This is a genomic window from Actinoallomurus iriomotensis, assembly GCF_030269445.1.
Classification (GTDB): domain Bacteria; phylum Actinomycetota; class Actinomycetes; order Streptosporangiales; family Streptosporangiaceae; genus Actinoallomurus; species Actinoallomurus iriomotensis.
In genome coordinates, this window is sequence record NZ_BSTJ01000002.1 from 818,844 (window position 1) to 838,564 (window position 19,721).

Annotated in this window: 14 protein-coding genes; 10 read left to right on the forward strand and 4 right to left on the reverse strand. The window is 73.0% G+C overall.

Annotated elements, in window-relative coordinates; all coding sequences use genetic code 11:
* The first annotated feature begins 2 nt into the window (after window positions 1–2).
* A complete protein-coding gene (locus QSK37_RS12430; protein WP_285619935.1) occupies window positions 3–1,553 on the forward strand; it encodes a benzoate-CoA ligase family protein in 1,551 nt (516 codons plus the stop codon).
* A 68-nt stretch (window positions 1,554–1,621) separates the two neighbouring features.
* A complete protein-coding gene (locus QSK37_RS12435) occupies window positions 1,622–2,452 on the forward strand; it encodes a DUF1206 domain-containing protein (RefSeq protein ID WP_285619937.1) in 831 nt (276 codons plus the stop codon).
* 19 nt (window positions 2,453–2,471) lie between these two features.
* Here the strand turns inward: QSK37_RS12435 and QSK37_RS12440 are convergent, their stop codons facing one another.
* The gene (locus tag QSK37_RS12440) at window positions 2,472–3,086 is read right to left on the reverse strand and encodes a hypothetical protein (RefSeq protein WP_285619939.1); all 615 of its coding nucleotides are present in this window, start codon (window positions 3,084–3,086) and stop codon (window positions 2,472–2,474) included.
* 133 nt (window positions 3,087–3,219) lie between these two features.
* Here QSK37_RS12440 and QSK37_RS12445 point away from each other — a divergent pair, with 133 nt between their 5' ends.
* Window positions 3,220–6,189: an NACHT domain-containing protein gene (locus tag QSK37_RS12445; RefSeq protein WP_285619941.1), complete on the forward strand. Its 2,970-nt coding sequence runs from the start codon at window positions 3,220–3,222 to the stop codon at window positions 6,187–6,189.
* A gap of 9 nt (window positions 6,190–6,198) precedes the next feature.
* On the opposite strand, the gene QSK37_RS12450 is transcribed toward QSK37_RS12445, so the two are convergent.
* Window positions 6,199–7,050: an amidohydrolase family protein gene (locus QSK37_RS12450; protein WP_285619942.1), complete on the reverse strand. Its 852-nt coding sequence runs from the start codon at window positions 7,048–7,050 to the stop codon at window positions 6,199–6,201.
* A gap of 73 nt (window positions 7,051–7,123) precedes the next feature.
* Here QSK37_RS12450 and QSK37_RS12455 point away from each other — a divergent pair, with 73 nt between their 5' ends.
* Window positions 7,124–7,963, forward strand: coding sequence for a PaaX family transcriptional regulator (locus QSK37_RS12455; protein WP_285619943.1), 840 nt, complete (start codon window positions 7,124–7,126; stop codon window positions 7,961–7,963).
* A 163-nt stretch (window positions 7,964–8,126) separates the two neighbouring features.
* Window positions 8,127–9,152, forward strand: a complete 1,026-nt coding sequence (locus QSK37_RS12460) for a hypothetical protein (RefSeq protein ID WP_285619944.1) — start codon at window positions 8,127–8,129, stop codon at window positions 9,150–9,152.
* Between the two features lie 231 nt (window positions 9,153–9,383).
* On the opposite strand, the gene QSK37_RS12465 is transcribed toward QSK37_RS12460, so the two are convergent.
* On the reverse strand, window positions 9,384–10,610 hold the full coding sequence (locus tag QSK37_RS12465) for an ROK family transcriptional regulator (RefSeq protein ID WP_285619945.1): 1,227 nt from the start codon (window positions 10,608–10,610) through the stop codon (window positions 9,384–9,386).
* A gap of 93 nt (window positions 10,611–10,703) precedes the next feature.
* Here QSK37_RS12465 and xylA point away from each other — a divergent pair, with 93 nt between their 5' ends.
* Both xylA and xylB read left to right on the forward strand, forming a co-directional pair.
* The gene (xylA, locus tag QSK37_RS12470; protein ID WP_285619946.1) at window positions 10,704–11,855 is read left to right on the forward strand and encodes a xylose isomerase; all 1,152 of its coding nucleotides are present in this window, start codon (window positions 10,704–10,706) and stop codon (window positions 11,853–11,855) included.
* Window positions 11,852–13,231 carry a xylulokinase gene (gene xylB / locus QSK37_RS12475; RefSeq protein WP_285619948.1) on the forward strand — a complete coding sequence of 460 codons (1,380 nt, stop codon included), beginning with the start codon at window positions 11,852–11,854 and terminating at the stop codon, window positions 13,229–13,231. The genes xylA and xylB overlap by 4 nt, the downstream gene beginning before the upstream one ends.
* Window positions 13,232–13,270: 39 nt before the next feature.
* Here xylB and QSK37_RS12480 read toward each other — a convergent pair whose 3' ends face one another.
* Entirely contained in the window at window positions 13,271–13,699 is a 429-nt protein-coding gene (locus tag QSK37_RS12480; RefSeq protein ID WP_285619950.1) for a PH domain-containing protein, read from the reverse strand.
* Between the two features lie 46 nt (window positions 13,700–13,745).
* Here QSK37_RS12480 and QSK37_RS12485 point away from each other — a divergent pair, with 46 nt between their 5' ends.
* The 3 genes from QSK37_RS12485 to QSK37_RS12495 all read left to right on the forward strand — a co-directional run bounded on the left by QSK37_RS12485 (window position 13,746) and on the right by QSK37_RS12495 (window position 19,717).
* A complete protein-coding gene (locus tag QSK37_RS12485; protein ID WP_285619951.1) occupies window positions 13,746–14,798 on the forward strand; it encodes a DUF2293 domain-containing protein in 1,053 nt (350 codons plus the stop codon).
* Between the two features lie 104 nt (window positions 14,799–14,902).
* Entirely contained in the window at window positions 14,903–17,098 is a 2,196-nt protein-coding gene (locus QSK37_RS12490) for a molybdopterin oxidoreductase family protein (RefSeq protein WP_285619952.1), read from the forward strand.
* A gap of 75 nt (window positions 17,099–17,173) precedes the next feature.
* On the forward strand, window positions 17,174–19,717 hold the full coding sequence (locus QSK37_RS12495; RefSeq protein ID WP_285619953.1) for a tetratricopeptide repeat protein: 2,544 nt from the start codon (window positions 17,174–17,176) through the stop codon (window positions 19,715–19,717).
* Window positions 19,718–19,721 lie beyond the last annotated feature (4 nt).

Here is a 19,721-nt window from a genome sequence, read left to right on the forward strand (position 1 = left end):
CGGTGTTCAACGCCTCCACCTACCTCGTCGACACTCATGTCGAGTCCGGCGACGGCGACCGTACGGCGGTGACCGGGCCCGGGGGGACCCTCACCTACTCCGAGCTGCTCGACCGCGTCCAGCGCATGGCCTCGGGCCTGCGTGAGCTGGGCGTGCGGCCCGAAGAACGCGTCATGATCTCGATGCCGGACTCCCCCGACATGCTCGCGCTCATCCTCGGCGCGATGCGGATCGGCGCGGTGCCGGTCCCCGTGTCGACGATGATGACCGCGCGCGACCTCGCCGGGGTGCTCCGCGACTCGCGGGCCCGCGTGCTCGCGGCGGGCGCGGAGTTCGCCGCCGTCGCGGAGGAGGCCGCCGAGTCCGCGCCGGACCTCGCGGTGTTCGCCCTCACCGGGGAGACGCCGCCGCGGGCGCCGGCCTGGGCGCAGAGCCACCTGCTGAGCAAGATCGCCGAGAGCGAAGGCGCCGGCGACCCGTACCCGACGAGCCCGGACTCCACCGCGCTGTGGCTCTACACCTCCGGCACGACCGGCCTGCCGAAGGGCGCGATCCACCGGCACGCGTCGATCCGGTCGGTGTGCGAGACGTACGGCGCGCGGGTGCTGGGCATCCGGCCGGACGACCGCTGTCTGTCCGTGCCCAAGCTGTTCTTCGCCTACGGCATCGGCAACTCCTGCTTCTTCCCGCTCTCCGCCGGGGCGTCGGCCGTGCTCGAACCGGCCCGCCCGACGCCCGCCGGCATCGCCGAGCGGCTCCTCGCCGAACGCCCCACGCTGTTCTTCGGCGTGCCGACCTTCTACGCCGCGCTCCTGTCCGCCGGCCTGCCCTCGGAGACGTTCGCGTCCGTACGGCAGGCGGTGTCGGCCGGGGAGCCGCTGCCCGCGCCGATCTTCCGGCGGTTCGCCGAACGGTTCGGCGTGGAGATCCTCGACGGGATCGGGGCGACGGAGGCGCTGCACATCTTCGTCTCCAACCGTCCCGGCGAGGTGCGTCCCGGCGCGACCGGCCTGCCGGTGCCCGGCTACGACGTGCGCATCGTCGACGACTCCGGGGCCGACGTCCCGCACGGAAGCCCGGGGCACCTGATGGTGCGCGGCGACTCGATCGCGACCGGCTACTGGTGCCGTACCGAGGTGACGCGCCGCGTCTTCCAGGGTGAGTGGCTGCGCACCGGTGACACTTATGTCGCGGACGAGGACGGCTCGCTGCGGTTCCTCGGCCGCTCCGACGACATGATCAAGGCGGCGGGCATCTGGGTCTCCCCGAGTGAGGTGGAGGCGCGGCTGCTGGAGCATCCGGGCGTCGCGCAGGCCGTGGTGGTCGCGATGCCCGACGGCGACGGCCTGGACAAACCGGTCGCCGGCGTCGTACGGGCCGAGGGCTCCACGGTGACCGAAGAGGAGATCATCAGGTTCTGCCGCGAGGAGCTGGCGGCGTTCAAACGCCCGCGCGCGGTCCTGTTCCTCGACTCCCTGCCGACCACCGCGACCGGCAAGATCCAGCGGTACGTCCTGCGCGACGCGTTGCGGGAGCGCGGCTTCACGCCCTGACGCCCGTACCCGTGTTTGGCGCTTCCTCTTCCGGGGACTCTGGCTGCAGACTTCGGGAGGTAGGGAGCATGACCGCACAAGGTGCGCGTTTCAGAGCCGCGGGCAGCCGGGCGTCATCCAGCGGTACGTTCCGCGCGCTCGGCCGCGCCGGTCTGGCCGCGCGTGGCGTCATCTACATCATCGTCGGGGCGCTGGCGGTCCAGATCGCCTTCGGCAAGGGTGGCAAGGAGGCCGACCGGCAGGGGGCGCTGCAGACCGTCGCCTCGACCCCCGGCGGCACGGTTCTGCTCTGGCTGCTGGCGATCGGCCTCGCGGGCATGGCGATCTGGCGCTTCAGCGAGGCGATCTGGGGCCAGGCCGCACCCGAGGGCGACAAGGCCACCAAGCGCCTGTCCTCCCTCGCCCGCGGCGTGTTCTACGCCGTGGTCTGCGCGAGCACGGTCGCCTTCGCCACCGGCTCGGGCGGACCGGGCTCCAGCGACAAGAAGAGCAAGGACTGGACCGGGAAGGCGATGCACGACCTGCCGGCCGGGCGCTGGATCGTGCTCATCGCCGGGCTCGGCGTGGTCGCCATCGGCATCGGCATCGCCGTCGCCGCCCTCCGGACCAAGTTCGAGAAGAAGCTCAACACCCACCAGATGAGCCCCGGGGTCCGCAAGGCGGTCAGGACGGTCGGCGTCATCGGCAAGTCCACCCGCGCGCTCGTCTACACGGCGGCGGGCGCGTTCATCGTCTACGCGGCCGTCAAGTTCGACCCGGGCAAGGCCAAGGGCGTGGACGGCACGCTGCGCCAGTTCGCGCACACCGGCGCCGGACCGTGGCTGCTGGTCCTGGTCGCGGCCGGCCTCATCGTGTTCGGCGTGTACTCCTTCTGCGAGGCGCGCTGGCGCCGCGTCTGACCTCGGAGCGGCCGCCCGGTCAGGCGCCGGGTCCCGCCGGAGGCGGGCCGTACGGTCCGTACGGGCCGGGCGGTGGCGCCTGCGGTCCCGGCGGTGGCGGCCAGTTGTTCGGGGGTGCGCCGTACGGGGGTGGCGCCCACGGGCCCGCGGGTGGCCCGGGCGGTCCCCACTGGGGGCCGGCCGGGCGGCCGTCGGCCGCGATGACCGAGCGGACGCGCAGCGCGGTGAGACCCGCGGCGACGGCCATCTCGATGACCATGCCGATCCACAGGATCGCTCGCGCGTGCGTGAAGTAGTCGGTGATCAGGTCCGCGCCGACCGGATAGTGGTGCAGGGCGAAGTACACCATCAAGGAGGCCTCGTCGGCCACGAACCCGGCGACGGCCGCGACGACGGCCGCCACGGCGGCCAGGCCGTAGTTGCGTGGCCGGGCCAGGCACATGGCGCCGCCGACCAGCGCTCCCAGCAGAAGGTCGAGCACGACCGAGACGACGTTGGCCGCGGCGGCCGAGTGCAGCTTCAACGTGTAGTCGAGCCCGAGCTCGACGACGAACAGGACGACGGTCGCCACGACGAAGCCGAGGATGAGCATGACCGCGGCGTTGGAGGGACGCCGCGCCGGGGGCTGGAGCACGCGCCCACCTTAGAACGGTTTGCCGTTCGCCGTCTGTGCCCTGTCGCCGGCTTTCCTGAACATCCGTCAGTGTCGGCGTCCGTACGGGCACCGCGCGGCCGGGCCACGCGTCGTACTGTCACGGAGGTGCCGGATGCTGATCCTGGCGGAAGTGATCTCGACCGTGCTGACCGAGGCCATCGTGGCCGGCGGCCGGCGGGCGGCCATCGCGGCGGGCCGCGCCACCCGGTCGAAGAGGTCCGGACGGTTCCCCATCGAGGAGTTCTTCGACGCGTACGCCGCGGGCGGGGCGCCGCCACTCGATGAGGGCCTGCTCCCCCAGGCGCCGCCCGGGCTCGCCGAGGCCCTCACGGATCCACGCGTACGCGGCGCAGTGCATGAGCTGTTCGCCGTACGGATGTCCGGCGCCCCGGCGGAGGAGCTCGACCAGGCGAGGACGTCGTTCCGGCTCGCGCTCGGCTCCTGCCTGCCCTGGGCTCCGCGCGGTGGGCTGTCAGCGGTGTCGGACGCCCTGTTCGGGCACTTCGACGCACGGATCTCCGCGGCTGTCGAGGAGTTCCGCAAGGCGCACGCCACCGAGTTCTGGGCCGTCCGCAACGACTCCCGGCTTTCGGCGATCAAGGCGACCGTCGCGGCGATCTCCCGGCACACCGCGGCGCTCGCCGGTACGGCCGATCCCGCGGCCGAACGGAGGTTCCTCGACGGCTACCGGCGTCAGGTGCTGGATTTCCACGGGAGGCTGGAGCCGCCCGACTTCGAGCGCAGGCGGCGCGTTCCGATCGACGAGATCTTCGTCTCCCCGGTGATCACTCCGGTGTTACCCGACGGCGGCAGGTCCGCGTCTTTCGAGGAGGATCCGCAGCGGCTGAGCGTCCTGGAGTTCGCGGAGGTCGTCGACCGTTCGGTCCTGCTCGGAGACCCCGGCGGGGGCAAGACGACGACCTCGCACGCGCTGATGCACCTGTACGCCGCTCAGCCCCGTGACCGCGTGCCCTTCCTGGTGACCCTCCGGGAGTTCGCCGTCCAGGACCGGCCGGCGTGGTCGGTGGCCGAGTACCTCGATCACACGCTCCGTACCTTCTACCAGTGCCCCGCTCCCGCGGGCCTGGTCGAACGGCTGCTGCTCAGCGGCATGGCCATGGTGATATTCGACGGGCTGGACGAGCTCCTGGACGGCGGGCACCGGGCCGGCGTCGCGTCGATCGTCGAACGCTTCGCCGCCGAGTACCCGCTCACATCGATTCTCGTGACCTCCCGCGTCGTCGGCTACGAGCAGGCCGGACTCGACCGCCGGCAGTTCTCCTGCCACCGCATCCGAGGGTTCGACCAGCCCCAGGTCGCCGAGTACGTCGCCAAGTGGTTCGCGCAAGAGGAGACGCTCACGCCGGACGAGCGCGACCGCGGTGCCGCCGACTTCATCGCCGGGAGCGCCGCGATGGCCGACCTACGCGCCAACCCCCTCATGCTGTCGCTGATGTGCATCCTCTACCGGGGTGAGGGCTCGCTCCCGAGGAGCCGGCCCGAGATCTACGAGCAGTGCGCGACACTGATGTTCCGGCGCTGGGACGCGCGGCGGCGGATTCACAGCGACGTACGGGCCCGTGACCTCGTCGAACCGCTGCTGCGGCACCTGGCGTACTGGCTGTTCACGGGCGGCCGCCCCGCCCATCGGGTGACGGAGCGCGCGCTGGTCGCCGAGGCCACGGAGTTTCTGCTCGGCCGCGGTTTCGGGCACCGCGACGAGGCCGCCGCGGCAGCGGCCGAGCTCATCGCCTTCACCCGCGGGCGCGCCTGGGTCTTCAGCGACGTCGGGCTCACCTCGGACGGACAGGAACTGTACGCCTTCACCCACCGCACGTTCCTGGAGTACTTCACGGCCGCCCGGATCTCCGCCCGGCACGACTCTCCCGCCGAACTCGCCCACGCCCTCGCGCCCCATCTGGCCGAACCCGATTGGGACGTGGTGGCTCAGCTCGCGCTCCAGCTCAAGGACCGGCACTCCGACCGGGGCGCGGAACGCTTCTACCATGCGCTTCTGGCCGACCAGGGCCAGGACGAAGAGCAGCGGGAGACGACGCTGGCCTTCCTCGGCCGCTGTCTCGCCTTCAGCACGGTTCCCGCCGAAACGGTCCGCCGGCTCGTCCGCGCCGCGGCCGACCTGGCGTTCCGCGACAACGGTCACGGATCGAGCCGGCTCACCGCGCTCGGCTGGGTCATGTACGGCGGCGTCGACCACCGGAAGATCGTCCGCTCGGAGATCATCAGCGCGCTGGAGAGCCGCATCGACCGGGCGAACGAGGACGAGCGGATCCACGCGCTGAAGCTCGCGCTCTCCCTCGCGGACCTACCGATGATCGTGAGCGACATCGACATGAGCCTGTCCAACAGCGCCCTGTGGCGGCCGTGGCAGGACGTCTCCGAAGAGTTCAGCAGGAGGTACGGCGACGAGATCGCCGAGCTGGCGCGGCGGGATCTGTCGCTGGCAGCGAACGCCTTTCTCGAGCGGCGCATCGGCGTCACCTGCTTCGTGGAGTGCCATGGTCCCGCCCTGACCGGTCTGTTGCGGTCCATCCCCCATCTGGTGCACATCGCCAGCGACCGTTACTACGGCTACTACCGCTATCGGCCGCTCGTCTCCGAGCTTCTGGGCGGGCCACTCGGTTACTCGTATCACCGGCCGGACGAGGAGACGTGGTGGCCGTGGATCGAGGAGCAGTTGCGGCACCTCGGCGACCTCCTGAACGGTTACCCGGATCCACCCTGGGTCAACTCCGGGGAAAGCGACATGGACATGTCATGCCGGCGTTTCTTCCCCCGGCTGCCGCAGAGCGGGCTCACCCCGCCGCGCGGGAACACCGCCGTCGCACTGGGGGTCCTGCTGTTCGCGACCGCCGAGATCGAGGTGGACGCCGACGCCTTGATCGAGCTGGCGGCCGCCACCCCTCATCTCGACGCCTTCGTCCCCTACCTGAGGAGGCGACGCGGTCAGGAGGTGCGGATAACCGACCTTCCGGTGAACGACCGCTTCCGTGCGCTCTTCCGCGGCTGGGCCGCCGGGACGGTCGCCTTCACCCATGACGAGGGGCGGTCCCTCCCCGCCTGATTCCGGACGTCAGGTGAGGTTGTAGACGCGCAGGGCGTTGCCGCCGAGGGCCAGTGCCGCGGTCTCCTCGTCCGGGCACAGCTTGGCGACCGCGCGGGCGTTCGAGGCGATCCCCGGGACTCCCGGCCAGTCCGTGCCGAAGATGAAGCGGCGGCTCAGCCGGGCGAAGTCGTGTCGCGCGTAGTACTCGGGCAGCCGTCTCGGGGGCAGGCCCGACAGTTCGATCCACACCGTCTCGCGGGACAGGGCCAGGAAGGCCGCCGCGTCGTACCACCAGCCGCGCCCGCCGTGGGCGAGGACGATGTTCAGCGTCGGGAAGTCCCGCAGCACCTCGTCGAGCAGCACCGGGTCGGCGTAACCGTTCATCGACCCGGGGAAGCTGCTCGTGCCGCAGTGCACGACGACCGGCACGCCGCGGTCGCGGCACACCTCGTACGCCGGGTACAGCGCGCGCTCGTTGGCCGGGAAACCGCCGTGCACCGGGTGCAGCTTCAACGCGACCGCGCCGAGCCCGAGCTGGCGCTCGACCTCCTCGGCGACCGGGAAGTGCACGTGGGGGTTGAGGTTGGCGACCGGGCGCATGCGCGCCGGATCGTGGGCGGCCAGCGGCAACAGGTCCTCGATGGGCTGGATCCCGGTCGCCTTCGGGCTGTACTCGCTGAACATGAGCACGACGTCGACGCCCTCAGCGTCGAGCAGCTCACCGAACCGCGAGGGCACCACGGCGCCCTCCACGTCGTACACGCGGCCCAGCACCTCGGCGTCGCCGAAGTCGGCGGCCCAGTCGTGCCAGGCGCGTTTCAGCGTCGGCAGCCGCGCCGGATGCGTGTGGGCGTCGACGAGAACGTGACCATCGAGCACGAAGCCGTCCGTTCGTTGACATCGGTTTTTACTTATCGGCCATGATGCAACACGTAACTGTAGAGTGACACGGGTGACAGCCACTCGCCCCACGTTGACCCGGCGCCATGCCGTGGGCGAGACGAGCGCGCGTTCCCTGCTGCTGACGGTCCTCGGCGAGTTCGTCCTGCCGCAGAACTCCCCGGTGTGGACCGCCACGATCGTCGAGGTACTCGACAGCCTCGGGGTCGAGGAGAAGTCGGCGCGCCAGGCCCTCGCGCGCACGGCGGGCGACGGGTGGCTGTGTTCCGAGCGCGTCGGCCGCAGCGTCCGCTGGTCGCTGACGCCGTCCGGCCGGCGGCTGCTCACCGAGGGCGCCGAGCGCATCTATGCCTTCGGCACGCCGGCCCCCGCCTGGGACGGCGTGTGGCTGATCCTCTACGTCTCGGTCCCCGAGTCCAAGCGCCGGCTCCGGCACCGGCTCCGCACGAAGCTGACCTGGGCCGGCTTCGGCTCGCCGGGCCCGGGCATGTGGATCTCGCCGATGCCGTCGCGCGAGCCGGAGGTCCTGTCGGTCGTGCAGGGGCTCGGCCTCGACCAGGGCGCCATGTCGTTCACCGCGCGGTTCGCCGCGGTCGGCAGCGAGCGGGAGATGGTACTCCGGGCGTGGGACCTCGACGCGGTCGCCGCGCAGTACGCCGCGTTCGCCGAGACGTTCGGCTGCCTGGAGCCCGCCTCGGCCCACGACACGATGCTCGCCCAGGCACGCCTCGTGCACGAATGGCGCCGGTTCCCCTTCCTCGACCCCCGGCTGCCGGCCGAGTTGCTGCCCGAAAACTGGATCGGCGACCAGTCGCGCCGGCTGTTCGCCGACCGGCACGCCGAATGGTCCGACGTCGCTCAGCGCCGCTGGCGTGAGCTGACCGGCCGATAACGGCGCCACAAAAACCACCATTAGGTCTGGCACTTCCGGCAAAGTCACTGTAAGTTCTCAGCCGAATACAGCAAGGTGCCCATTCCGATCTGTCCGAAATTCCGGCCGAGGCCGGATGGATAGCCAGATTTCGGGGCGAAGAAGGGGCGGAGCTATGTCCCGAATGTGCCATTTCGTCGGAAGCATTCCGGCGAAGACCACCGAAGACGCCATGCGGTCCATGCTCGACTGGGCCGGTCCCCACGTCCGTTCCATCACCGACGGCGAGGTCGGTGACCGCTACCACTGGATCGTCAACCTCATCAACGGCTTCTCCGAGCACCCGGACTTCGTCCTCGTGCGAAAGGGCGCCTGGACGTCTTTCGACGACACCCCCAAGTACCGGGTGCGGCGCGGGCACACGCTCACCGCCGACGCTCTGGACCTCCGGCATGACACGGACGCACTGGCGGCGCTTCCCGCGTTCCGCAAGCTGCGCGCCGAGCGCGGGCGCGACGACCTGTCCTTCCAGGTCGGCATTCCCGGCGATCTGAATCTGTCGTTGTTCACCTTCGGCCCTGCTGGAGCGTTCCAACACCGTGCGGTGTTCCGGGAGGTGCTCGGGCGTGAGATGCGCCGGGTCCACGCCGAGGCCGGCGACGACGTCATCTTCCAGATCGAGGTCCCGGTCGAGCTGATCTTCGTGTGCCGGATGCCCGGCCCGCTCCGCGCCGCGATGGCCGGCTTCCTGTCCGGCGGCGTGGCGCGGCTGGCCCGGGAGGCCCCGGCCGGCGCCCGTTTCGGCCTGCACCTGTGCCTGGGCGACCTCAACCACGAGAACCTCGGAAGGCTGAGTGACGCGCGCCCGTTCGTCCAGCTCGCCAACGCGCTGGTGCGCCGGTGGCCGGCCGACCGGCCGCTGGAGTACGTGCACGCGCCGTTCACCGGCGGCACCGACCCGGCGCCGACCGACCCGGCCTTCTACGCACCGCTGCGCGACCTGAAGCTCGGCGCGGGCACCCGGTTCGTCGCGGGCCTGGTCCAGGAGACGAGCAGCGAGTCCGACCTGCGACGTGCGGTCGAACTCGCCGACGCGGCCTACGGGCAGCCGGTGGACGTGGCCGCGAGCTGCGGCCTGGCCCGACGCAGCCCCGAGGACGCGGCCGCCAACGCCGAACTGGCCCGCCGACTCTGCGAACCCCCAGCCTGAACGTACGGCCACGCGGCCGCCCCATCTTCTTCAGGGGCGGCCGTCGAACTCACCGACCCGACCTACGACCAGCCGGTGAACACGGCCGCGACCTGCGGCCTGGCCCGGCGGGCGCCCAGGACACGGCGGCTCTGCGCGTATCCGGCCTGAGCGTACGGACGCCGCGGGTGCATCCACGAGCGGCGAGGCCCGGTCCCCTTCCGGGGGATGGTGTACTCGCGGATCGGGGGATCAGCACCGGGTCACCAGGCGCGAGGGGTCGTCCAGAACCCGTTCCACGACGAGAGACGCGGCGCCCAGCGCGGCGGCGTCGCCGCCGAGTCGTGACACCGTGAGCCGCGGCGGCGAGCGCCGGACGAGGCCCGCGCCATCGGCCAGCGCCGCCTCCGTCGCGGGACGCGCCCACGGGGCGAGGCCGGAGAAGATGCCGCCGAGCACGATCGTGTCCGGGTCGAGCAGGTTCACGGCCGTGGCCAGGGCCTGCCCCAGGGCCTCCCCCGCCCGCCGTACGGCGGTCAGCGCCCGCTCGTCGCCCCGTTCCAACCGGGCGACCAGCGCCGACAGGGGGCCGTCCGGACTCGCCGACGACGTCGCGGTGACCGCGGCGATGCCCGCCCCGCGCAGGATCGCCTCCTGGCCGGCCACCTGTTCGAGACAGCCGCGCCCGCCGCAGGCGCAGGGCGATCCGCCGGGCTCGACCACGACGTGGCCGAGTTCGCCGGCGAAGCCGTGCGCACCGCGGAACACCCGGCCGTCCACGACGATGCCCGCGCCGATGCCGATCTCCCCCGACACGTGCACGTACGAGCCCAGCGCCGGGCCGTCGCCGAACCACAGCTCGCCGAGCGCGGCCAGATTGGCCTCATTGTCGTAGTCGGCGGCCAGCGGGAGCGCGGGCAGGCCCGCGTCCAGCAGTTCGCCGGCCGGCACGTCGTCCCAGCCGAGGTTGGGCGCGCTGCGCAGGCGTCCGCCGCCCTGGTCGAGCGTGCCGGGCAACGCCACGACCGCGCCCGCCACCGACAGCCCCTGCTCGCCCGCGGCGGCGATCGCGCGGGCGGCGAGGCCGGTCAGCGCGGCGATGACGCGCTCGGGGGCGCGGTCGCGGTTGTCGGCGGCGACGATGTGCCGGTGCCGGATCCGGCGGCCGAGGTCGAGCACGCACGCGGCCAGATAGTCGACGTTGATCTCCAGTCCCAGGCCCGCGACGCGGTCGCCGTTGACCGAGACGGCGGTCGCGGGCCGGCCGCGCTCGCCGTCGCGTACGGGCCCGTCCTCGCGCACCAGGCCGGCGCCGGCCAGCGACGCGACGAGACTGGACACGGTCGTCTTGGTGAAGCCGGTCGCCTCGGCGAGGCGGGCGCGGCTGACCGGCTGGCGGCGGGCGATCTCACCGAGCACCACGGCCAGGTTGCGTTCTCGCATGGTGCCGTGGCGCAGGGGCGCGACCTCATGGCGCATCGTCCCAGACTAATCCCGTACCTCCGGACATGTTGACACTCTGGGCATGCGCGCTTTAATTAGTCCAGGTCGCGTACGAATTAAGGAGCCCGCATGTCCAGTCAGTTCCAGCCCACGCGCGAGGACCGGTTCACCTTCGGTCTCTGGACCGTCGGCTGGCAGGCGCGCGACCCGTTCGGCGACGCCACGCGGCCGCCGCTCGACCCGGTGGAGTCGGTGCACCGGCTGGCCGAACTCGGCGCGTACGGCGTGACCTTCCACGACGACGACCTCCTCGCTGTGGAGCCGGACCGCGACCGGGCGATCGCCTCCTTCCGCAAGGCCCTCGACGAGACCGGCCTCGTCGTGCCGATGGCGACGACCAACCTGTTCACCCACCCGGTGTTCAAGGACGGCGCGTTCACCTCCAACGACCGCGACATCCGGCGGTACGCGATCCGCAAGGTGATGCGCAACCTCGACCTGGCCGCCGAGCTGGGCGCGAAGACCTATGTGTTCTGGGGCGGCCGCGAGGGCGCGGAGTCCGACGCCGCCAAGGACGTACGGGCCGCGCTCGACCGGTTCCGCGAGGCGATCGACACGCTGGCCTCCTACGTCACCGAGCGCGGCTACGGCATCCGGTTCGCACTGGAGCCCAAGCCGAACGAGCCGCGCGGCGACATCCTGCTGCCCACGGTCGGCCACGCGCTGGCGTTCATCGGCTCGCTGGAGCACGCCGACATGGTCGGCCTCAACCCCGAGGTCGGGCACGAGCAGATGGCCGGGCTCAACTTCGTGCACGCCATCGGCCAGGCGCTGTGGCACGGCAAGCTCTTCCACATCGACCTGAACGGCCAGCACGGCAACAAGTACGACCAGGACCTGGTGTTCGGGCACGGCGACCTGAAGAGCGCGTTCTTCCTCGTCGACCTGCTGGAGAACGGCGGATACGACGGGCCGCGCCACTTCGACTACAAGCCGACCCGTACCGAGGACATCTCGGGCGTGTGGGCGAGCGCCGAGGCGAACATGCGCACGTACCTCATCCTCAGGGAGCGGGCCCGCGCCTTCCGCGCGGACCCGGAGGTCCAGGAGGCGCTCGCGGCCTCGCGCGTGGACGAGCTCTCGGTGCCCACGCTGGAGCCCGGCGAGAGTTTCGACTCGCTGCGGAACGAGGAGTTCGACCTGGACGCCGCCGCCGCACGGGGCTACCACTACGAGCGGCTGGACCAGCTCGCCGTCGAGCACCTGCTCGGCGCGCGATGACTCTGGTCGCGGGCGTCGACTCCTCCACCCAGTCGTGCAAGGTGGTCGTGGCCGACGCCGAGACCGGGGAGATCACGCGGGTCGGCCAGGCGCCGCATCCGGACGGCACCGAGGCCGACCCCGCCGCCTGGCTGGCGGCGTTGGATGAGGCGCTCGACGCGGCCGGTGGCCTGGACGACGTCGCGGCCCTCGGCATCGCGGGGCAGCAGCACGGCATGGTCTGCCTGTCCGGCGACGGCGAGGTCGTACGGCCCGCGCTGCTGTGGAACGACACGCGCTCGGCGGGCGCGGCGGACGACCTCGTCGCCGAGCTGGGCGGGCCGGGCAAGTGGGCCGAGGCGGTCGGCAGCGTCCCGGTCGCGTCGTTCACCGTGACCAAGCTGCGTTGGCTGGCGAGCCACGAGCCCGAGGCGGCCGCCCGTACGGCCTCGGTCTGCCTCCCCCACGACTACCTCACGTGGAAGCTGACGGGCGCGTTCACGACCGACCGCGGCGACGCGTCCGGCACCGGCTACTGGTCGCCGGCCGACGACGGCTACCGGGCCGACCTGCTCGAACTCGCCATGGGCCGCGCGCCCGCCCTCCCCCGGGTGCTCGCCCCGGCCGAGGTGGCGGGGCGCACGGCGTCGGGCGTCCTCGTGTCGGCCGGCACCGGCGACAACATGGGCGCCGCGCTCGGCCTCGGCATCCGCCCCGGTGACGTCGTCGTCTCGCTCGGCACGTCCGGGACGGTGTTCACCGTGGCGGAGCGGTCGTGCGCCGACCCCTCCGGCGAGGTGGCCGGCTTCGCGGACGCGACCGGCCGCTTCCTGCCCCTGGTGTGCACGCTCAACGCCGCACGGGTGCTGGACGCCGCGACGCGGCTCCTGGGCGTCGACCACGAGGAGCTCTCCCGGCTGGCGCTGTCCGCCCCGCCCGGCGCGGACGGCCTCACGCTGGTCCCCTACCTGGAGGGCGAGCGCACGCCGAACCGGCCCGACGCGACCGGCGCGGTGCACGGGCTGCGCCTGGACAACGCGACACCCGCCCACCTCGCACGGGCCGCGATCGAGGGCATGCTGTGCGGCCTGGCCGACGGCCTGGAGTCCCTGCTCCGCCAGGGCGTACGGGCCGATCGGGTCCTCCTCATCGGCGGGGCGGCCCGCTCGGACGCGGTGCGACGCATCGCGCCGACGGTGTTCGGCCGGCCGGTGCTGGTCCCGCCGGCCGGCGAGTACGTCGCGGAGGGCGCGGCCGTCCAGGCTGCGTGGGCCCTGTCGGAGACACCCGAGCCGCCGCGCTGGGAACGCCCGGGCCTGACCACGTACGAGGCCGACCCGTACCCGGCGCTCCGCGAGCGCTACGCCGAGGCCCGCGACCACGTCCTCGACCGCTGACCGTCCGCTGAAGCACGACGCCCGCTCAGCGGGTGTCGCTCACCGCTCCCGGTCGGCCGCGGGCCGCAGCTCCCGCAGGGCCTCCTCCACCTCCTGGAGCGGCGCGCCGAGGTCGTGCCGGCTGAACAGGTGGAGCGACTCCCCCGTGTCGATCTCCAGGAGTTCGGTGCGCAGGCCGTGGGAGCGGCGTTCGGTCACGGTGACGCGCTCGACCTCGTGCCACGGGATGTGCCGGTGGCCGGCGAACCCGTTGACGACGGTCACTCCCTCGGTGTCGGCGGACAGCCGGACCGGGGCCAGCACGTCGCGCAGGCCGTACACGCCGAGGGCCAGCGCGCCGACCGCGCAGAGCAGGAGCCACTCGCGCTCGTTCCACGAGAGGACGGCCAGGAGGGCCAGGAACAGCGCCCCGGCGAACTTGGCCAGCGTCGGCACCAGGGCGACGCGCCACCGCTGAGTTCCGGTCATCTCTCCAGCATGGCAGTGCCGGCGGGTCGGATAGGTTGGGGCCGCCATGAGCCGTGATTCCCTCCAGAGCCGGGTCTCCTCCGCCGCGGAGGCGGCGCTGGCGCGCTCGAAGACCGTCTCGCCGATCGACGTCCTGAACGGCATTGGCTGGCTGCCCGCGAACCGGATCGACGAGTGGCGGCAGGGCCGTCTCGGCCACCTGGAGCAGGCGCTCAGCGCGCGTCCGGACCGGATCTCCAAGGTGATGACGGCCCTGCGCCGGTGGGCCGAGGACAACGGCCTGCGGCCGGTCGAGGTGCCGTACGTCTCGGCCACGCGCGACCGCGCCCCGCTGCGGTTCACCGCCGACGGCGACGAGGCCGCCGAGCTCGCCTACCGTACGCACTGGCTCTCCCCGGACCTGTCCGAGGCGAAGCGCGAGCGGGTGATCCAGCGGGAGAGCGCGGCACCGGACCTGGTGGTGGTCGTGCCGCTCAAGGAGTGGACCTGTGCCGGCTGCCACGGCACGGGTGACTTCCTGGTCATGGAGGACGGCAGTCCGACCTGTCTGACCTGCGCCGACTTGGACCATCTGATCTTCTTGCCGGCCGGCGACGCGGCGCTGACCCGCCGCGCGAAGAAGGCGAGCGGCCTGTCGGCCGTGGTGGTCCGCCTCAACCGCCGCCGCAAGCGGTACGAACGCCAGGGCCTGCTCGTCGAGGAGGCCGCGCTGGAGCTCGCCGAGGAGCAGTGTCTCGCCGACGAGGACGTACGCGCGCGACGGCGTGAGCGCGACCGTGAGCGCCGCGCGGCCGAGGACGTCGAGCTCCAGGCGCGGACGGCGCGCGAGATCCGGCGGGTGTTCCCCGGCTGCCCGGCCGAACGCGCCGAGGCGATCGCCCTGCACACCGGCACCCGCGGCAGCGGCCGGGTCGGCCGCTCGGCCGCCGGACGCGCGCTGGACGAGACGGCCGTACGGGCCGCCGTCGTCGCGTCCGTACGGCACGAGGACACCGACTACGACGCGCTGCTGATGTCGGGCGTCCCCCGTGCGGAGGCACGCGAGCGCATTCGCGCGGACGTCGACCGCGTCCTCGACTGCTGGCGCACCCGGCCGTAACCGGGCTCGGCCCCCCGGTCGGCGGGTCTGACGCGGTGACCGCCGAACGCGGTTCCGTTCAACGCCCCGCGCGCTTATCGTGTGGGCGGATGAGGGGAGCGCCCATGGCGACCGCGTACCGGATCTGCCCGCTCTGCGAGGCCACCTGCGGGCTGGAACTGACGATCACGGAAGGCCGGGTGACGGGGGCGCGGGGCGACCGCGACGACGTGTTCAGCCACGGCTTCATCTGTCCCAAGGGCGCGACCTTCGACGAGCTGGAGAACGACCCCGACCGGCTGCGCGCGCCCATGGTCCGCACTGAGGACGGCTGGCACGAGGCCACCTGGGACGAGGCGTTCGCGGCCGTCGAGCGAGGGCTGACCGCCGTCGCCGGCCGCCACGGGCGGCAGGCGCTCGCGATCTACCTCGGCAACCCGAACGCGCACACGCTCGCGGGCGGCCTGTACGGCGGGCTGCTCGCCAAGTCGCTCGGCACCACCAACGTCTACAGCGCGAGCACGGTCGACCAGATGCCCAAGCACGTGTCGAGCGGCCTGCTGTTCGGCGACGCGCTCGCCATCCCCGTGCCCGACCTCGACCGCACCTCCTACCTGCTCGTCCTGGGCGCCAACCCGGTCGACTCCGGCGGCAGCCTGTGCACCGCCGCGGACTTCCCCGGCCGGCTCCGCGCGCTCCGCGAGCGCGGCGGCACGCTCGTCGTGGTCGACCCGCGCCGTACCCGCACCGCGCGTCTCGCCGACCGGCACCTCGCCATCCGGCCGGGCGCCGACGCGTACCTGCTGTTCGCCGTCGTGCACACGCTGTTCGAGGAGGGCCTGGCCGAACGCCGGGACGACGCGGACGGCGTGGACGACGTCGCCGCCCTGGCGCGCGACTTCACCCCCGAGCGCGTCGCCGGAGTCTGCGGCGTCGCCGCGCCGGAGATCCGGCGGCTGGCCCGAGAGCTGGCCGCCGCGCCCAGCGCCGCCGTGTACGCGCGGATCGGCACCTCCACGGCCGCGTTCGGCACGCTGACGAGCTGGCTGGTCGACGTCATCAACGTCCTCACCGGCAACCTGGACCGGCCCGGCGGCGCCATGTTCCCGCTCGCGCCGCACCGGCCGGCCGGCGCGCGGTCCCGGCGGGGGTTCCGGCTGGGCCGCTGGCACAGCCGGGTCGGCAAGCTGCCCGAGGTCCGCGGCGAGCTGCCCGCCACCACGCTGGTCGACGAGATCGTCACGCCCGGTGACGGCCAGGTGCGCGCCCTCGTCACCGTCGCGGGCAACCCGGTGCTGTCCACGCCGGGCGGCGATCGGCTCGGCGAGGCGCTCGGCACGCTGGAGTTCATGGTCAGCGTCGACCCGTACCTGAACGAGACCACCCGGCACGCGCACGTCGTCCTGCCGCCGCCTCCGCCCAGCCGGTCGCCGCACTACGACCTCGCCCTCAGCGACCTGGCCGTCCGCAACACCGCGCGCTACTCACCGCCCGTCCTGCCGTTGCCGGACGGCGTGCCGGACGAGTGCGCGATCCTCGCCCGGCTCATCCGGATCGCCTCGGGCCAGGACACCGACGTGGACGAGGCGATCATGACGCGCACGCTGGCCGCGGCCACCGCCGACCCGGCCTCGCCGGTGCACGGTGCGGACCCGGCCGCGCTCGCGGCCCGGCTCACCGGCGACAGCCCGGCCCTGCGGCGCCTGGACCTGATGCTGCGGCTCGGGGCGTACGGCGACGGCTTCGGCGCGGAGCCGGGCGGCCTGTCGCTGGAGGCGCTCCGGCGCGCGCCGCACGGCGTCGACCTCGGGTCGCTGCGCCCGCGCCTGCCCGAGGTGCTGCGGACGCCCTCGGGGCGGATCGAGCTGTGCCCGCCGCCCATCGCCGAAGACGTCGCGCGCCTGCGCGACGGCCTCGCCGAACGCCGCGCGACCGGGCTCGTCCTGATCGGCCGCCGCCACCTGCGGTCCAACAACAGCTGGATGCACAACCTGCCCGGTCTCGTGCGCGGCTCGAACCGCTGCACGCTCCAGATCCACCCCGACGACGCACGGCGGCTCGGCCTCGCCGACGCGGGGACGGCCGAGGTGACCAGCGACGCCGGCGCCGTGAAAGTCGAGGTGGAGATCACCGACGAGGTCATGCCGGGCGTGGTCAGCCTCCCGCACGGCTGGGGACACGGGCGGCCCGGCACCCGCGGCTCGGTCGCGGCGGCCCACGCCGGCGTCAGCGCCAACGCCCTCACCGACCCGCGGGCCCGCGACCCGCTGTCCGGCAACGCCGTACTCAACGGGATACCTGTGAGGGTTCATCCGATCTGATTACGGTTCGCCCGTTACGGTGGATTGTTGTACTGGTCGGTCTCGGCCGTGCCCGTATCGACGGAGGTTCCCCCGGTGGTGGAAGACGATTTCCAGGACATCCTGGAGAACTCCTATCGGACGGGCGGCCGGCTGGACGACGCGGTGCTGGACGACCTGCAGGCCCTCGCGACCGCGGAGCACACGCTCGGCCCCGACCATCCGGACACGCTCACGTGCCGGATCAACCTCGCCCACGCGTACTACGAGGTGGGGCGCGTGGACGAGGCGATCACCCTGGGCGAGCAGGCGTTCGCCGAGTGCACGCGGCTCCTGGGACCCGACGCCCACGACACGCTGATCGCCGGGAACAACCTCGCCTCCGCCTACCGCGAGGCGGGCCGCCTCGACCGGTCGATCGCCATCTGCATCCAGACCCTCACCCAGGCCGAGCGCAGCCTCGGCCGCGACGACCCGATGTCGATCACGCTGATCAACCATCTCGCCGACGCCTACTCCGCCGCCGAGCGCGTCGACGAGGCCATCGAGCTGCTCCTGGAGGTGCTCGCGGCCCGCGAGCGCACCCTCGGGCCGGACGACCTGGACACCATCGGCGCCCGCAACAACCTCGCGCTCGCCTACCGCGACGCCGGCCGGCTCGACGAGGCGGTGCCGCTCATGGAGGCCGCCCTCTCCGACGCCGAGCGCGCCATGGGCGCCGACCACGAGGGTGTCCTCACCATCCGCGCCAACCTCGCGTCGCTCTATGACGACCTGGGCCGGACGGAAGAGGCCGCCGCGGCGTACGAGCGGGCGCTGAAGGACCGCGAGCGCGTCCTGGGCCCCGGCCATCCGGACACGCTGATGTCCGCGGCCACGCTCGGCGCGATGTACAAGGACACCGGGCGGGCCGTGGAGGCCATCGGGCTGACCGAGCGCGCCCTGGCGGGCCTGCGGCGGCTGTACGGCCCGGACCACCGCGACGTCCTGCGGGTCCGCATCCGGCTCGCGCACGTCTACCTGTCCGCCGGGCGCCAGGAGGAGGGCGTCGCGCTGCTCGAGGACGCGCTCGCCGGCTGCGAACGGCTCTTCGACTCCGACCACCCCGACACGGTCCGGTGCCGCCGCGACCTCGCCGAGGCCTACCGCGAGGTGGACCGCCCGGCCGACGCCGTCCCGCTGCTCGAACGCGTCGTGTCGGACTGGGAGCGGATCCTCGGGCGGGACGACCGCGAGACGATGGCGGTGCGCAACCTCCTCGCGCTGACCTACGACGACACCGGCCGCAAGGACGAGGCGATCGCGGCGTACGAACGCACGCTCGCCGACCGGGAGCGCGTGCTCGGTCCCGACCATCCCGCGACGCTGCTGTCCCGCAGCAACGTCGCGCTGACCTACCGCGAGCTCGGCCGACACGCCGAGGCCGTCGCGGCCCTGTGCGCGGTGGTCGACGGGCGGCGGCGGGTGCTCGGCCCCGACCACGTCGACACCCTGCGGTCGCGCAACCACCTCGCCCTGCTGTACGAGGAGACGGGCCGGCTCGACGAGGCCGTCGCGCTGTACGAGGAGGTGCTCGCGGACTGCGAGCACGCCCTCGGCGCCGGTCACGAGCTCACCCGGAAGGTGCGGTTCAACCTCGACGACGCCCGCCCGCCCCGCTGGGAGCCGCGCTACCCGGTGGAGGAACGCCTCGCCGAGGCGAAGGCGCGGGGGGACGCCACCGCGTACCTGCGGCTGCTCGCCGACCTCGACCTGTTCGTGCTCGCGCCGAAGAGACGCGCCGACGACGTGATCGCCGGGCGGCACGACGTCATCCAGTGGCTGGTGCGCACCGTGGACGGCCGCGAGCACGCCCAAGTCTTCACGCGGGGCGCGATCCCCCGCCAGCCCGACACCGTGTGCCTGATGCGGTCGATCGCCACGCTGGTACGCGAGTGGCCCGACCCGGAGTGGCGGGTGCTGTTCAACCGCGGTGTGCCGGCGCTCGAATGGTCCTTCTCCCCCGACGTGCTCGCCGAGGCCGCGCGCGACGCCGTGCGGCCCACGGGCGGACGGCTCGTCACGAGAATCGACGGCCCGCCCGACGGGGCGCTGACGTTCGGCCTGGCGTGCGGCGCGCCGCTCGCGGTCCAGGCCTCGGTGCCCTGGAACGACGCCGGCCCCGTGTACGGCGACTACATCGGCGGCCTGCGCTCGCTGCGCGACCTGTGGGAGGTCACGAACGCCGAAGAGTGGCGCGGGACGATGAACGCGCTGCTCGGCGGCGCGGACGCCGGGCCGGACCTGGACGAGCGGGTCGGCCGGTACGAGGAACGCCTCCGCGCCGACGGCCTTCCCCCGCCGGACGGTCCGGTCCGCGACACGTCGGCCCACGCCCTGGGCCGGGCGGTGCACATGGCGCGCTGGGGCCTGGAGGCGCACTTCTGCGACCAGATCACCGCCGAGCGGCTGATCGTCGAGGCCGGCGAGCGGTGCCGGCGCCGGTACGGCTCGTGGGCGGAGCTGTCGGCGGCATGGGCGCTGGGGCAGGCGCTGCGTCTCGACGACGAGGGATACGACGCGGCGCTGGCCGCCCACCAGACCCTCACCGAGGCCGACGGCGGCCCGTGGCAGACCGTGCCGTGGGGGAGCCCGCGCTGACCCG